Source organism: Streptomyces sp. NPDC091272 (assembly GCF_044757485.1).
Classification (GTDB): Bacteria; Actinomycetota; Actinomycetes; order Streptomycetales; family Streptomycetaceae; genus Streptomyces.
Genome location: NZ_JBIVVC010000001.1, coordinates 1 through 16,176, shown reverse-complemented (window position 1 = coordinate 16,176; position 16,176 = coordinate 1). Strand labels below are relative to the sequence as shown.

General features: G+C 68.3%; 5 protein-coding genes, 1 tRNA gene and 2 rRNA genes. 1 reads left to right on the top strand and 7 read right to left on the bottom strand.

Going from position 1 to position 16,176, the window contains the following annotated elements; translation table 11 throughout:
- Nucleotides 1–112: 112 nt before the first annotated feature.
- From ACIQM4_RS00040 to ACIQM4_RS00025, 4 genes are all read right to left on the bottom strand, one after another.
- A complete protein-coding gene (locus ACIQM4_RS00040) occupies nt 113–949 on the bottom strand; it encodes a helix-turn-helix domain-containing protein (protein WP_401583714.1) in 837 nt (278 codons plus the stop codon).
- 332 nt (nt 950–1,281) lie between these two features.
- Nucleotides 1,282–4,155, bottom strand: coding sequence for a DNA translocase FtsK (locus ACIQM4_RS00035; RefSeq protein WP_401583711.1), 2,874 nt, complete (start codon nt 4,153–4,155; stop codon nt 1,282–1,284).
- 163 nt (nt 4,156–4,318) lie between these two features.
- Nucleotides 4,319–5,002 carry a two-component system response regulator gene (locus ACIQM4_RS00030; protein ID WP_401583708.1) on the bottom strand — a complete coding sequence of 228 codons (684 nt, stop codon included), beginning with the start codon at nt 5,000–5,002 and terminating at the stop codon, nt 4,319–4,321.
- A gap of 286 nt (nt 5,003–5,288) precedes the next feature.
- Entirely contained in the window at nt 5,289–10,688 is a 5,400-nt protein-coding gene (locus ACIQM4_RS00025; RefSeq protein WP_401583705.1) for a HAMP domain-containing protein, read from the bottom strand.
- 397 nt (nt 10,689–11,085) lie between these two features.
- Here ACIQM4_RS00025 and ACIQM4_RS00020 point away from each other — a divergent pair, with 397 nt between their 5' ends.
- Nucleotides 11,086–13,725, top strand: coding sequence for a SpoIIE family protein phosphatase (locus ACIQM4_RS00020; protein WP_401583703.1), 2,640 nt, complete (start codon nt 11,086–11,088; stop codon nt 13,723–13,725).
- 88 nt (nt 13,726–13,813) lie between these two features.
- Here ACIQM4_RS00020 and ACIQM4_RS00015 read toward each other — a convergent pair.
- The 3 genes from ACIQM4_RS00015 to ACIQM4_RS00005 all read right to left on the bottom strand — a co-directional run.
- A tRNA-Thr gene (locus tag ACIQM4_RS00015) sits at nt 13,814–13,886 on the bottom strand.
- Nucleotides 13,887–14,153: 267 nt separating this feature from the next.
- Nucleotides 14,154–14,270 (bottom strand): 5S ribosomal RNA (gene rrf / locus ACIQM4_RS00010).
- Between the two features lie 79 nt (nt 14,271–14,349).
- Nucleotides 14,350–16,176: ribosomal RNA gene (locus ACIQM4_RS00005) — 23S ribosomal RNA — on the bottom strand; the annotation flags it as partial.

Genomic DNA, 16,176 nt, shown 5'->3' with positions numbered 1-16,176 from the left:
GGGGCGACCGGCCGGCAGAGGGGAGGCGGCCGGGTGGACCGGTCACGGTGACACCCGCCCGGTCCCGGACCGGGCCGGCCGCATCGGCCGACCCGCCCCACAGACCCCGGGCTCAGCCCGCCGCCGGGTCGCCCTTCGTGTACGTCAGGCGCTCGACCTGGCCCGGCTGGAAGTCGTCCTGGACCTCCTTGCCGTTCACGAACAGCTGGATCGCGTCGGCGTCGCCGAGCACCACGTCGAGCTTCTTCGGGTCGGTGAAGGTCTTCGACTCGCCCCGCTTGAGGAATCCGTCGAAGAGCAGTCGGCCGTTGTACGCCCTGGCGGAGATCCAGCTCTTGTTGCCGGTCGCCACCATCTTGACCGTCACCCGGTCCTTGGGGGCAGCCGCGATGGCGCTGTCCGTGGGATCGGGCTTGGGGTCGGCGGGCCTGGCCGGGGTCTTGCCGGCCGACGGCTTCGCGGTGGGCGCGGTGGCCGCCGCGCCTTCCGCGACACTCTGGGTGCCGCCCGGCTTGCTGTCGTTGCCGCTGAACATCGAGAAACCGACGAACCCGATGACCGCGACGATCGCGGCGACCATCGCCGCGGTCCAGTTGGGCCGACGCGGCTCGGGCCTGATCCGCTCCGCCTCGAACAGCGGTGCGGCCGGTGTCGGCGCCGGCCGTCCGCCGTGCTCGCCGTCGTACTGTGCGACGAGCGCGGAGGCGTCGAGTCCGACCGCGCTCGCGAGCGTACGGATGTGGCCGCGGGCGTAGACGTCGCCGCCGCAGCGGGAGAAGTCGTCCGCCTCGATGGCGTGGACGATGGGAATGCGCACCCGGGTCGACGCACTGACTTCATCGACCGTCAGACCTGCGGCGATCCGGGCCTGCTGGAGTACACGACCGATCGAAGGGCGGTCGTCTTCAGGTGAGTTGCCGGGAGAGTCCGGAGAGTTGCCGATGGACACGGGGGCGCCTTTCGAGCGTGAGCCACCTGCTGGAGGTTCAGTCTAGGGGGGTGACGAAAGGGTGGGGCAAGCGGAGAGCCGTCTTTGTACGCCATCGGAACGGCCCGGCACCCCGAAGGCACCACAGCGCCGCCCGCGGTAGCACCGTTGACGGACCATGACGCCTCCCTCCCCTCAACTGGACGTACGTGCAAGGGAAACGGTTGCCTGCGATTTCTTACGGGTGAGACTCGTTGGGCCGAATGAACGCGAGGTGGCGCGGCAGGGCCCCGGGCCCCGAGGATCCGGGGCGGCCCCGGCGCCCCCGGGGGCGGGGAAGCCGGAGCAGGGTCCTACGAAGGAGCCTCTCCCCGGATCACCTCCAGTACGCCATCCAGTTCGTCCGGCTTCACGGACACGTCCCGCGCCTTGGACCCCTCACTCGGTCCCACGATCCCCCTGGACTCCATCAGGTCCATGAGCCGGCCCGCCTTCGCGAAGCCGACCCGCAGCTTGCGCTGGAGCATCGAGGTGGATCCGAACTGGGTGGAGACGACCAGCTCGGCGGCCTGGCAGAGCAGATCGAGGTCGTCGCCGATGTCCTCGTCGATCTCCTTCTTCTGCTTCGTTCCGACCACCACGTCGTCCCGGAAGACCGGGGCCATCTGGTCCTTGCAGTGCTGGACGACGGCAGCGACCTCGTCCTCGGTGACGAAGGCGCCCTGCATACGGGTCGGCTTGTTCGCGCCCATCGGCAGGAAGAGTCCGTCGCCCTTGCCGATCAGCTTCTCGGCGCCCGGCTGGTCCAGGATGACCCGGCTGTCGGCGAGCGAGGAGGTGGCGAAGGCGAGCCTGGACGGCACGTTCGCCTTGATCAGACCGGTGACGACGTCCACCGACGGCCGCTGGGTGGCGAGCACCAGGTGGATGCCCGCGGCACGGGCCAACTGGGTGATGCGGACGATCGAGTCCTCCACGTCGCGCGGCGCGACCATCATCAGGTCCGCGAGCTCGTCGACGATCACCAGGAGGTACGGGTAGGCCTGGAGCTCCCGCTCGCTGCCCTCGGGGGTCTTGAGCTTGCCGCTGCGGACGGCCGCGTTGAAGTCGTCGATGTGCCGGTAGCCGAAGGCCGCCAGGTCGTCGTAGCGCAGGTCCATCTCCCGTACGACCCACTGGAGCGCCTCGGCGGCCCGCTTGGGGTTGGTGATGATCGGCGTGATCAGGTGCGGGATGCCCTCGTAGGCGGTCAGCTCGACCCGCTTGGGGTCGACGAGCACCATGCGCACGTCCTCCGGGGTCGCCCGCACCATGATCGAGGTGATCAGGCAGTTGATGCAGGACGACTTTCCGGAACCGGTGGCTCCGGCGACCAGGACGTGCGGCATCTTCGCCAGGTTGGCCATTTCGTAGCCGCCCTCGACGTTCTTGCCGAGCGCCACCAGCATCGGGTGGTCGTCCTCGGCCGCGTCCGCGAGGCGGAGCACGTCGCCGAGGTTGACCATCTCCCGGTCGCTGTTGGGGATCTCGATGCCCACGGCTGACTTGCCGGGGATCGGCGAGATGATCCGAACGTCCGGGGAGGCGACCGCGTACGCGATGTTCTTGGTCAGCGCGGTGATCTTCTCGACCTTGACGGCCGGGCCGAGCTCCACCTCGTAGCGGGTGACGGTCGGGCCGCGGGTGAAGCCGGTGACGGCCGCGTCGACCTTGAACTCGGTGAAGACGGTGGAGAGCGAGTCGACCACCGCGTCGTTGGCGGCGCTGCGCGTCTTGCCAGGCCCGCCGCGCTCCAGCAGGTCCAGGGAGGGCAGGGAGTAGGTGATGTCGCCGGAGAGCTGCAGCTGCTCGGCGCGCGACGGCAGGGACTGCGGCTCCTTCGGCGGCGCCTTGGTGAGGTCAGCGGCGCGCGACTTCGTGAGGTCCGCGGCGCGCGGCGGCGGACTGTCCAGCCTGGCACCGACCGGACGCGCCCGCTCCGGCCTGGCCGGCGCCTCGGCGGGCGCGGCGGCCTCGGGCGCGGCCGGCGACGTTGACGGGACGGCCTCGCGCGCGGACGGCACGGAGGACGTCCGCTCCTGCTCCGGGGAGACTCCCTGGGTGAGGTCGGCGACGACCGGGGAGGGCGGCAGCCCGTTCATCACCGCACCGTCGAGCGCGGCTGCGGCCGCCGCGGCCACGTCCACCGCGTCCAGCGGCCTGGTGTACTGCGAGGGCTGTACGGACGGCGCCCTGCGGGGCCTGCGCCGCCGCCCCAGGGCTTCCTCCTCCGCCTGCTCCTGGTCGTACTCCGGTACCTCGCCCCGGCGCGCGGAGGACCGCTGCGCGCCTGCCGGAAGGGCCTCGCGCCACTGGTCGTCGTACCGCTCGTCGTCCTCGTGACGCGCGGCGACCTCCTCGGGCCTCGGCTCGATGACCCCGAGCCGGATGCCCGCCTGCCGCAGCCGTTGCGGGATCGCGTTGACCGGCGTCGCCGTGACCACCAGCAGCCCGAACACGGTGACCAGCAGCAGCAGCGGTACGGCCAGCACCTCGCCCATGGTGAAGGTCAGCGGGACCGAGGCGGCCCAGCCGATCAGCCCGCCCGCGTCCTGCATCGCCTCGCTGCCGTCGCCGCGGCCGGGCGATCCGCAGGCGATGTGCACCTGTCCGAGCACGCCGATCACCAGCGCGGAGAGGCCGATGACGATCCGTCCGTTGGCCTCGGGCCGCTCCGGATGCAGGATCAGCCGCACGCCCATCGAACCGAGCAGCAGCGGTACGAGCAGGTCCAGCCGTCCGAACGCGCCGGTGATCAGCATCTCCACCAGATCGCCCACAGGCCCGCGCAGATGCGCCCAGGTACCGGCCGCGACGATCAGCGCGAGGCCGAGCAGCAGCAGCGCGAGGCCGTCCTTGCGGTGCGCCGGGTCGAGGCCCTTCGCGCCCCGCCCTATGCCGCGGAACATCGCACCGACCCCGTGCGCGACACCCAGGTAGGCGCCGCGCGCCAGCCGGTAGACACCCCCGGTCGGGGACGGCGCGGGTTTGGGTGCCGGCCGGACCGCCTTCCTGGCGGGAGCCTTCTTCGCCGGGGCGGACTTCTTCGCCGCGGTCTTCTTCACGGGAGGTTTCGCGACGGCCTTGGCGGGCGCCGCCTTCTTCGCGGCGCCCGGCGCACGACCGGCGCGCGGCTTGGCGGTGCCCGTCGTGCCCTGGGAACCCTTGCCGGACGTACGTGAGGCCATGGGGCTAGAGGTTACCGGTGGAGACGCCAACCGACACGTGTGCCTCCTGCTTCACCCGCACGTGTCGCCCGGCACCCGGCCGGAAATTGACGCTCCGGAACATACTGCCGGCAGCACGAAGTCCCGCAGCCGACGTGTCGTCGACCACGGGACTGCCGCACCGTCAGTTCTGGGACGGGAGTGTTCCCGTGCCCCCGCCCGTGCCCGGCTCCAGCGCGTCGAGTGCCCGTCGCAGGCCGGTGAGTTTGCGCTCCAGGTGCGCGGCGGTGGCGACGGCCGCGGCGTCCGCCGAGTCGTCGTCGAGCTGCTTGGAGAGCGCCTCCGCCTGCTCCTCGACCGCCGCGAGCCGTGCGGACAGCTCGGCGAGGAGACCCACGGGCTCCTTGATCACTCCGGCGTCCACCCGGTTCGTACCCTCCAACTGGAGGCGCAGCAGAGCTGCTTGCTCCCGCAGCTGACAGTTCTTCATGTACAGCTCGACGAACACCGACACCTTGGCGCGAAGCACCCACGGGTCGAACGGCTTCGAGATGTAGTCCACCGCGCCGGCCGCATAACCCCGGAAGGTGTGGTGCGGACCGTGGTTGATCGCGGTGAGGAAGATGATCGGGATGTCCCGCGTCCGCTCCCGCCGCTTGATGTGCGCAGCGGTCTCGAATCCGTCCATGCCCGGCATCTGCACGTCCAGCAGGATGACCGCAAAGTCATCAGTAAGCAGTGCTTTGAGCGCTTCCTCCCCTGACGATGCCCTCACCAGTGTCTGATCGAGCGCGGAGAGAATGGCCTCCAGCGCCAACAGATTCTCCGGCCGGTCATCGACCAGGAGGATCTTGGCCTTCTGCACCATGGCCCGTCCTCCTCGCCCCGGCAGTGCACCGGGCGCCGCCCCGGAGGACGACTCCCTTGCGTCGCCCGTCCTTGTGCCGGTCATGGTAGCCGTACCCACCCGGTCGCCACACCCTGTCACCGCGATGTCACTGTGCACATAGCAGAAACGCATCGGGAGACCGATAGGTTCCCCGAATCCCGTGCTCTCACACGCCGTCGGCCACAGTCAGTCAACACGACTGCCCGCGGCCGACGTCCGTACTCCCCCACCGTACGGTCCCCCCGGGCCCGTACGGCGGCCGGGCTCACCCCTCGCCGCGCATCCACTGCTCCATCACGCCGAGCAGATGGTCCGGGTCCACCGGCTTGGTCACGTAGTCGGAGGCACCGGAGTCGATCGCCTTCTCCCGGTCGCCCTTCATCGCCTTGGCGGTGAGCGCGATGATCGGCAGTCCGGCGAACTGCGGCATCCTGCGGATCGCCGTCGTCGTCGCGTAGCCGTCCATCTCCGGCATCATGATGTCCATCAAGACGACGGTCACGTCGTCGTGCTGTTCCAGGACCTCGATGCCCTCCCGCCCGTTCTCCGCGTAGAGCACCGAAAGGCCGTGCTGTTCCAGGACGCTGGTGAGGGCGAAGACGTTGCGGATGTCGTCGTCGACGATCAGCACCTTCTCGCCGCCGAAGCCGAAGCTGCGCCGTTCCTCGGGCGCCGCCTCCTGGCCCTGCTGACCCGCCCACGGGTCCTGCGGCGCACTGCTGGCCGGGGCCGTCGGCTGGCCGGACAGCGCGGGCCGCCGCTCGGCCGTCCCGATCGCCTTGCGCCGGCGCCGGAACAGCCCGGCGGGCCCGGTCTGCGGGTCGTTGCGTACGACGCCCAGGTGGTACGACGGGCTGCCGGCGGGCTCCCCGGTCTCCTGCGCGGCCTCCCGGCGCGGCAGTTCGAGTCCGCCCGGAGCGAGCTGCGGGTAGCCCTGCGGCGGCAGTTCGCTGGGGTGCAGCGGCAGGTACAGCGTGAACGTCGAGCCACGGCCCGGCTCGCTCGCCGCGTGGATCTCACCGCCGAGCAGCCGCGCGATCTCCCGGCTGATGGACAGGCCGAGGCCCGTACCGCCGTACTTCCTGCTGGTCGTGCCGTCGGCCTGCTTGAACGCCTCGAAGATCACCCGCATCTTGCTGGCCGCGATGCCGATGCCCGTGTCGGTGACCGAGAACGCGATCAGGTCGCCGTCGACGTCCCGCAGCGAACCGGCTTCGAGCAGCTGCTCGCGGATCTCGTGCGGCACGTCGGAGTTGGCGGGCCTGATCACCAGCTCGACGGCGCCGGTGTCGGTGAACTTCACCGCGTTGGACAGCAGGTTGCGCAGCACCTGAAGGAGCCGCTGCTCGTCGGTGTGCAGGGTGGCGGGCAGCTCCGGGGAGACCCGTACCGAGAAGTCGAGGCCCTTCTCCGCGGTGAGCGGGCGGAAGGTGGCCTCCACGTAGTCGACGAGCTGGACCAGGGCGATCCGGGTCGGCGAGACGTCCATCTTGCCCGCCTCCACCTTGGAGAGGTCGAGGATGTCGTTGATCAGCTGGAGCAGGTCGGAACCCGCACCGTGGATCGTCTCGGCGAACTCCACCTGCTTCGGGGAGAGGTTCCCGTCGGCGTTGTCCGCGAGCAACTTGGCGAGGATGAGCAGCGAGTTGAGCGGCGTGCGCAGTTCGTGCGACATGTTCGCCAGGAACTCCGACTTGTAGCGCATGGAGACGGCCAGCTGTTCGGCGCGCTCCTCCAGGACCTGCCTGGCCTCCTCGATCTCGGTGTTCTTCACCTCGATGTCGCGGTTCTGCCGGGCCAACTGTTCGGCCTTCTCCTCCAGTTCCGCGTTGGACTCCTGGAGGGCCTTCTGCCGGTTCTCCAACTCCTCGGAGCGCTCGCGCAGTTGCTCGGTCAGCTCCTGCGACTGTTCGAGCAGCACCTCGGTCTTGGTATTGACGCTGATGGTGTTGACGCTGGTCGCGATCATTTCCGCGATCTGGTTCAGGAAGTCCTTCTGGATGTGCGTGAACGGCTGGAACGACGCCAGCTCGATCACCCCGAGCACCTGCCCCTCGAAGAGCACCGGCAGCACGATCACATGCGCGGGCGGCGCCTCGCCGAGCCCCGAGGAGATCCGCAGGTACCCCGGCGGCACCTTGACCTGGATGGTCCGCTTCTCCTCGGCCGCCGTCCCGATGAGGGTCTCCCCCGGCCGGAACACCGTGGGCATCGCGCCCGTCGAGTAGCCGTAACTGCCGCGCATCCGCAGCTGGTAGGGGCTGTCCACGTCCGCGCTGACCTCGGCGCTCTTGGCCGCCGACGACCCCGAGGGCAGCGCCAGGAAGAACGCGCCCTGCTGCGCCGAGACCACCGGCGTCAGCTCGCTCATGATCAGCGAGGCCACGTCGTCGAGGTCCCGGCGGCCCTGCATCAGGCCGGAGATGCGGGCCAGGTTGCCCTTGAGCCAGTCCTGCTCCTCGTTGGCGAGGGTGGTGTCGCGCAGGTTGGCGATCATGGTGTTGATGTTGTCCTGGAGCTCCTGGATCTCGCCGCGGGCGTCCACGTCGATCTTCAGACTGAGGTCGCCTCGCGTGACCGCGGTGGCGACGGCCGCGATGGCGCGCACCTGACGGGTCAGGTTCCCGGCCATCTCGTTCACCGACTCGGTGAGGTCGCGCCACGTGCCGTCGACGTCCCGCACCCGCGCCTGACCGCCCAGCTGTCCGTCGGTACCCACCTCGCGGGCCACCCTGGTGACCTGGTCGGCGAACGAGGACAGCTGGTCGACCATCGTGTTGATGGTGTCCTTGAGGTCCTGGATCTCACCGCGGGCATCGATGTCGATCTTCTTGGTGAGATCGCCCTTGGCGATGGCGGTGGTGACCGTCGCGATCTGCCGCACCTGCCCGGTCAGGTTGGAGGCCATCGAGTTCACCGACTCGGTGAGGTCCTTCCAGGTGCCCGAGACACCCGGCACCCGCGCCTGGCCGCCCAGCTCTCCCTGGGTGCCCACCTCGCGGGCCACCCGGGTCACCTCGTCGGCGAACGACGACAGCGTCGTCACCATGGTGTTCACCGTGTCCGCCAGCTCGGCGACCTCGCCGCGCGCCTCGACGGTGACCTTCTTCGTCAGGTCGCCGTTGGCGACGGCCGAGGAGACCCGGGAGATGTTCCGCACCTGCGAGGTCAGGTTGTTGGCCATCGTGTTGACGTTGTCGCTGAGGTCCTTCCAGATGCCGGTGACCCCCCGCACCCTGGCCTGACCGCCGAGGATGCCCTCCGTACCCACCTCACGGGCCACCCTGGTGACCTCGTCCGCGAAGTTGGAGAGCTGGTCGACCATCGTGTTCACGGTCGTCACGAGGTCGAGGATCTCGCCCCTCGCATCGACGGTGATCTTCTTCGACAGGTCGCCCTTCGCCACGGCCGTCGTGACCTCGGCGATGTTGCGGACCTGCGAAGTCAGGTTGTTGGCCATGAAGTTGACCGACTGGGTGAGGTCCTTCCAGGTGCCGCTGACGCCCTGCACCTCTGCCTGGCCGCCGAGCATTCCCTCGGTGCCCACCTCCCGGGCCACCCGGGTCACCTGCTCCGCGAAGTTCGAGAGCTGGTCGACCATCGTGTTGAGGGTGTTCTTCAGCTCCAGGATCTCGCCGCGCGCGTCCACGTCGATCTTCTGCGACAGGTCACCGCGCGCCACCGCCGTGGCGACCTGCGCGATGTTGCGCACCTGGGCGGTCAGGTTCCCGGCCATGCCGTTCACCGAGTCCGTCAGGTCCCGCCACACCCCCGCGACGCCCGGCACCTGGGCCTGCCCGCCGAGCCGCCCCTCCGTGCCCACCTCGCGGGCCACCCGCGTGACCTGGTCGGCGAACGCGGACAGCTGGTCGACCATCGTGTTGATGGTGTTCTTCAGCTCCAGGATCTCGCCGCGCGCGTCCACGTCGATCTTCTGCGACAGGTCACCGCGCGCCACCGCCGTCGTGACCTGGGCGATCTGGCGTACCTGCGAGGTCAGGTTGCCGGCCATGAAGTTGACGGAGTCGGTGAGTTCCTTCCACGTACCGCTGACGCCGTCGACCCGCGCCTGACCGCCGAGGCGCCCCTCCGTACCCACGTCCCGCGCCATCCGCGTGACCTGGTCGGCGAAGGACGACAGCTGGTCGACCATCGTGTTCACGGTGTTCTTGAGTTCCAGCATCTCGCCGGAGACGTCGACGGTGACCTTCTGCGACAGATCGCCGTTGGCGACCGCGGTCGTCACCTGGGCGATGTTGCGCACCTGGCCGGTGAGGTTGCGGAAGGCCGTGTTCACCGAGTCGGTCAGGTCCTTCCAGGTCCCCGCCGCACCCGGCACCTGCGCCTGCCCGCCCAGCTGCCCCTCGACACCGACCTCACGCGCGACCCTCGTCACCTCGGAGCCGAAGGACTGGAGCTGCTCCACCATCGTGTTGACGGTGTTCTTCAGCTCCAGCATCTCGCCGGCCACGTCGACGGTGACCTTCTGCGACATGTCGCCGTTGGCGACCGCCGTCGTCACCTGCGCGATGTTGCGCACCTGGTCCGTCAGGTTGCGGAAGGCCGTGTTCACCGAGTCGGTCAGGTCCTTCCAGGTCCCCGCCGCCCCCGGCACCTGCGCCTGACCGCCGAGCAGCCCCTCGCCGCCGACCTCGCTCGCGACCCGGGTCACCTCGTCCGCGAAGGTGCGCAGCGTCTCGGTCATCTGGTTGATCGTCTCGGCCAGCTGCGCGACCTCGCCGCGCGCGCTCACCGTCACCTTCCGGGACAGATCACCGCTCGCGACGGCCGTCGTCACCTCGGCGATCCCCCGCACCTGGGCGGTCAGGTTCCCCGCCATAAGATTTACGGAATCGGTGAGGTCCTTCCACACTCCGGCCACACCCGGGACCTGCGCCTGCCCGCCGAGCTCGCCCTCGGTGCCCACCTCGCGGGCCACCCGGGTCACCTCGGAGGAGAACGAGGACAGCTGGTCGACCATGGTGTTCACGGTGTTCTTCAGCTGGAGCATCTCGCCGGCCACGTGCACCGTGACCTTGCGCGACAGATCGCCCTTGGCGACCGCCGTGGTCACCAGCGCGATGTCGCGGACCTGTGCGGTCAGCCGGTAGGCCATCGTGTTGACCGAGTCGGTGAGGTCCTTCCAGGACCCGGACATGCCGCGCACCTGCGCCTGCCCGCCCAACTTGCCCTCGGTACCGACCTCCAGGGCGACCCGCGTCACCTCGTCGGTGAACGCGGACAGCTGGTCGACGAGGTTGTTGACCGTACGGCCGACCTTCAGGAACTCCCCGCGCAGCGGGTGCCCGTTGCCCTCCCCCGACTGCGACCGCAGCTCCATCCGCTGTTCGAGGTCGCCCTCCGCCACCGCGGACAGCACCCTGCCGACCTCGGAGACCGGGCGGACCAGGTCCTCGACGAGGGCGTTCGAGGCGTCGATGGCCGCGGCCCACGAGCCCTCGCAGGCCCCGGTCTCCAGCCGCTCGGCCAGCTTCCCCTCCCGGCCCACCATGCGCCGTACCCGAGCCAGCTCTCCCGTCAGATGCAGATTCCGGTCGGCCACCTCGTTGAAAACCGCGGCGATCTCCGACATCACTCCGTCACCGGAGACCGTCAGCCGCTTCCTGAAATTGCCGTCCCGCATCGACACCAAGGCGGACAGCATGCGGTTCAGTGCCGCCGTGTCCACCTCGGTTGTCCCATTGTTCCGGGACCGTCCGCCTTTTGTGCGCGTGCTCTTGCCCCGCGCCGCCACGCCAGACTCCACCGTGTCCCTCCCGCAGGGATCGACCGTAAATTCCCAGGTCTTCGCTAGAAGCTTTCCCAGTCTTCCACCTTGCCGCACCGCCTTGTCCGACAGTCGGTGCGTGACGCCCCGGACGTCAAATCGTTGAAGCCTACAGCGACCGCGCGGCCGCACCTCCCCCGTTCGCCTCCGCGGCCCCTCCTGGACACCCAGTCAGGACGCAGTGGCACACCGCGGCGACCGACGGTCTAGCCTGACAGGGCGTATCGAAGCCGCGAGAAACGGGCACAGGACTCGGGGAAGCGACGAACACCACATGGGGAGTGCTGTGATCACGGCGCGGGCGGCTGCCACTTTCGACCCTGTCGGGCGGTCGGTAGCGACTGCCCGTGCGTTCGTACGGGACACACTCCAGGGCTGGGGGCACTCCGAACTCGTCGACGACGCGGTGGTCCTCACCAGCGAACTCGTCACCAACGCCGTCGTCCACGCGGGCACCCAGGCCGACGTCCTGTGCCTGCGCACCGAGGAAGGCATCCGCGTCGAGGTCGGCGACCGCTACCCCGAGCGCGAGGTCCCCCTCCAGGGCACCGGCCTCTCCCTCGGCGGCCCGGACCGCGAGGGCGGCCGCGGGCTCCTCCTGTGCGCGGCCCTCGCCTCCCGGTGGGGCGTCGAGTACACCCCCACCCAGAAGCACGTCTGGTTCCAACTCGACCTGCCCCAGCGCCCGGTGGGCACCAGGCTCGCAGGCCCCGTCCTCCCGGAGGCGCTGCTCCCCGTCGCCGACGGCCGCATCCGCGTCGCCGTCGTACAGATAGACCGCACCGGCGCCATCGCCTCCTGGAACGAGGACGCCGAGGACCTCTTCGGCTACGCCCCCGAGCAGGTCACCGGCAAACCCCTCACCGACCTCGCCGCCTGGCCGCAGACGCCCGGCATCGGCACCGGCATCGCCGAGGCACTCCAGATGTCCCGCTGGGAAGGCAGCTACGGCATCCGCGGCGAGGACGGCCGCGTCGTCCCCGTCTACGCCTCCCACCTGCGCGTACGGGACAACGACGGCGAGCCCTCCACGGTCTGCCTGCTGGTGCGCGACGTCGAGCGGGCCGTCCTGCAGACCCCGCAGCGCGCGCCGTCCGTGGACGGCTCGGGCGGCAGCCACGCCGAGGGCCGGGCCACGGACCCCTTCGAGGTCTTCATCGGCTCCCCCGCCCCCGACGACCTGGACGGCCTCCTCCAGCGCACCGTCGAGCGCGCCCGCGACATGCTCGACGCGGACTCCGCCTTCCTCCTCCTGGCCACCGACGACGAGACGGAGCTGGAGGTACGTGCCACCACCGGCCTGCCCTCCGCCCGCCAGCGCTTCGCCCGCGTCCCCGTCGAGGCCGGCACCGGCAGATACGGCTCCGCCAGGATGCCCGCGGTCCACGAGGACCTCGCCGTGGTCCCCGGCGCCGTCCCGCTCCTCAACGGCACCGGGATGCGCTCCGTCGTGACCGTCCCCCTGAAGGTCGAGGGGCGCCTCACCGGGTCCCTCGGCGTCGCCGCCGAGGCATCCGGCCGGTACACCAACGAGGAGGCCCTGCGCCTCCAGTTCGCCGCCGACCGCATCGCCCTGGCCGTCGAGTCCGCCCGCCTCGGCGAACTCGAACGCCTCCGCCGCGGCTCCCTGTCCTTCCTCGTCGAGGCGTCCGACCTCCTCGCCGGCACCCTCGACCGCGACCAGACCCTCGCCCTCATGGCGCAGATGACCGTCCCCACCCTCGCCACCTGGTGCGCCGTCTACACGATCGCCGACCAGGCCTCCGAGCCTTACCTCTCGTACGTCCTGCACGAGGACGAGGAGCGCATCGACGGCCTCAAGGCACTGCTCGCCAAGATCAGCCCGCCCGACCCGGTCCCGACCCCCGGCGCCCGGATCTGGAACGCCCCTGGCGAGGCCGCCCACCAGGCCGCCCTGCGCACGTCGATGCGCAGCCTCGGCCTCGGTTCGACCCCGCAACTCGGCTCCGGCATCGGCACCACCCTCGCCACCGCCTCCGCGGTCGGCGGCGAGACGGTGGTCCTCCCCCTGGTCGCCCGCAACCGCGTCATCGGCATGCTGACCCTCGGCAAGCCCACCGACGACCACTTCCGCCAGGAGATCCTCGAACTCGCGGAGGACCTCTCGCGCCGCGCCGCCCTCGCCCTGGACAACGCCCGCCTGTACTCGGAGCGCATGGCCATCAGCCAGTCCCTCCAGCGCAGCCTGCTCCCCCCTGAGCTCCCGCACGTGCCCAACGTCGAGGTCGAGGTCATCTACCGCGCGGCGGGCGAGGGCAACGAGGTGGGCGGCGACTTCTACGACCTCTTCCCGATCCGCGACGGAGCGTACGGCTTCGCCATCGGCGACGTCTGCGGTACGGGCCCCCAGGCCGCGGCGGTCACCGGCCTCGCCCGACACGCCCTGCGCCTCCTCGCCCGCGAGGGTTTCAGCGGCCCGGCGGTACTGGAACGCCTCAACGCGGCCATCCTCGACGAGGGCGAACGCAGCCGCTTCCTCACCCTCCTCTACGGCGAGCTGTGGCCACAGGAGGACGGCAGCTCCATCCTCAAGATTGTCTGCGCCGGACACCCGCTGCCGCTGCGTCTGCGCCAGGACGGCACGGTCACCCCGGCCGCCGAACCGCAGCCGCTGCTCGGCGTGATGGAGGATCTGGAGCTCTACGAGGAGACCATCACCCTTGAGCCCGGCGACGTCCTCCTGTGCGTCACGGACGGCATCACCGAACGCCGAGAGGGCACCCGGATGCTCGGTGACGACGGCCTGGCCGAGGTTCTCGCCGGTTGCACGGGCCTGACGGCGGGCGCGGTCGCCGCACGCGTCCTGCGCGCCGTGGAACGCTTCGCCGCCGAACCTGCCTCCGACGACATGGCCATCCTCGCGATGCGCGTCCCGGAGCCCGTCCAGCAGTAACTCCCGGCAACCGGGCGCGCGTTCACCGCACCCGCCCCCGGACACAGGAAAGGCCCCCGCCAACCGGCGGGGGCCTTTCCCTCTACTGAGCCCCAATGCGGAATCGAACCGCAGACCTTCTCCTTACCATGGAGACGCTCTACCGACTGAGCTATTGGGGCCTCGCTGCCCTGCGGCAACGAGTTAGATCATACCCATAAAACTGCGAAACTCCGAACCACCCGCACGCCGGGCCCACGAGCGCTCCCGGCATCCCCGTCGAGGCCTCACCGCAGCAACGAAGCGCCGGTCTGAGGCCGCCATGTGCACCCCGGTCGGCGTCGCGCGGACGCCGACCAGGCCACTGAAGGCCAGGCCGCCTAAAAAACACCCGAACGCAAAAATGCCCCGTACCGGTTATCCCGGTACGGGGCACTCTCACAATAATTGTTCGGCGGCGTCCTACTCTCCCACAGGGTCCCCCCTGCAGTACCATCGGCGCGGAAAGGCTTAGCTTCCGGGTTCGGAATGTAACCGGGCGTTTCCCTAACGCTATGACCACCGAAACACTATGAAATTACAGAACACTGGATGACGACACAGCCGTTCGTTATTTCAGAACTAACACAGTGGACGCGAGCAACTGAGGACAAGCCCTCGGCCTATTAGTACCAGTCAGCTCCACCCGTTACCGGGCTTCCACATCTGGCCTATCAACCCAGTCGTCTACTGGGAGCCTTAACCCCTCAAAGGGGGTGGGAATACTCATCTCGAAGCAGGCTTCCCGCTTAGATGCTTTCAGCGGTTATCCTTTCCGAACGTAGCCAACCAGCCATGCCCTTGGCAGGACAACTGGCACACCAGAGGTTCGTCCGTCCCGGTCCTCTCGTACTAGGGACAGCCCTTCTCAATATTCCTACGCGCACAGAGGATAGGGACCGAACTGTCTCACGACGTTCTAAACCCAGCTCGCGTACCGCTTTAATGGGCGAACAGCCCAACCCTTGGGACCGACTCCAGCCCCAGGATGCGACGAGCCGACATCGAGGTGCCAAACCATCCCGTCGATATGGACTCTTGGGGAAGATCAGCCTGTTATCCCCGGGGTACCTTTTATCCGTTGAGCGACAGCGCTTCCACAAGCCACTGCCGGATCACTAGTCCCGACTTTCGTCCCTGCTCGACCCGTCGGTCTCACAGTCAAGCTCCCTTGTGCACTTACACTCAACACCTGATTGCCAACCAGGCTGAGGGAACCTTTGGGCGCCTCCGTTACTCTTTAGGAGGCAACCGCCCCAGTTAAACTACCCATCAGACACTGTCCCTGATCCGGATCACGGACCTAGGTTAGACATCCAGCACGACCAGAGTGGTATTTCAACGGCGACTCCACCATGACTGGCGTCACAGCTTCAAAGTCTCCCACCTATCCTACACAAGCCGAACCGAACACCAATATCAAACTGTAGTAAAGGTCCCGGGGTCTTTCCGTCCTTCTGCGCGAAACGAGCATCTTTACTCGTAGTGCAATTTCACCGGGCCTATGGTTGAGACAGTCGAGAAGTCGTTACGCCATTCGTGCAGGTCGGAACTTACCCGACAAGGAATTTCGCTACCTTAGGATGGTTATAGTTACCACCGCCGTTTACTGGCGCTTAAGTTCTCAGCTTCGCACACCCGAAAGTGCACTAACCGGTCCCCTTAACGTTCCAGCACCGGGCAGGCGTCAGTCCGTATACATCGCCTTACGGCTTCGCACGGACCTGTGTTTTTAGTAAACAGTCGCTTCTCGCTGGTCTCTGCGGCCACCCCCAGCTCATGAAGTAAATTCAATCACCAGTGATGGCCCCCCTTCTCCCGAAGTTACGGGGGCATTTTGCCGAGTTCCTTAACCATAGTTCACCCGAACGCCTCGGTATTCTCTACCTGACCACCTGAGTCGGTTTAGGGTACGGGCCGCCATGAAACTCGCTAGAGGCTTTTCTCGACAGCATAGGATCATCCACTTCACCACAATCGGCTCGGCATCAGGTCTCAGCCTTAATGTGTGACGGATTTGCCTATCACACGGCCTACACCCTTACCCCGGGACTACCACCGCCCGGGCTGGACTACCTTCCTGCGTCACCCCATCGCTTACCTAGTACAGATCTGGGTCGCCGGCTCCACCACTTTCCTTTCCCCGAAGGGTCCGGAACGGCTTCACGGGCTTAGCATCGTCTGATTCAGTATTGGGCGTTTCAAAGCGGGTACCGGAATATCAACCGGTTGTCCATCGACTACGCCTGTCGGCCTCGCCTTAGGTCCCGACTTACCCTGGGCAGATCAGCTTGACCCAGGAACCCTTAGTCAATCGGCGCACACGTTTCTCACGTGTGTATCGCTACTCATGCCTGCATTCTCACTCGTGAACCGTCCACAACTCGCTTCCGCGGCTGCTTCACCCGGCACACGACGCTCCCCTACCCATCC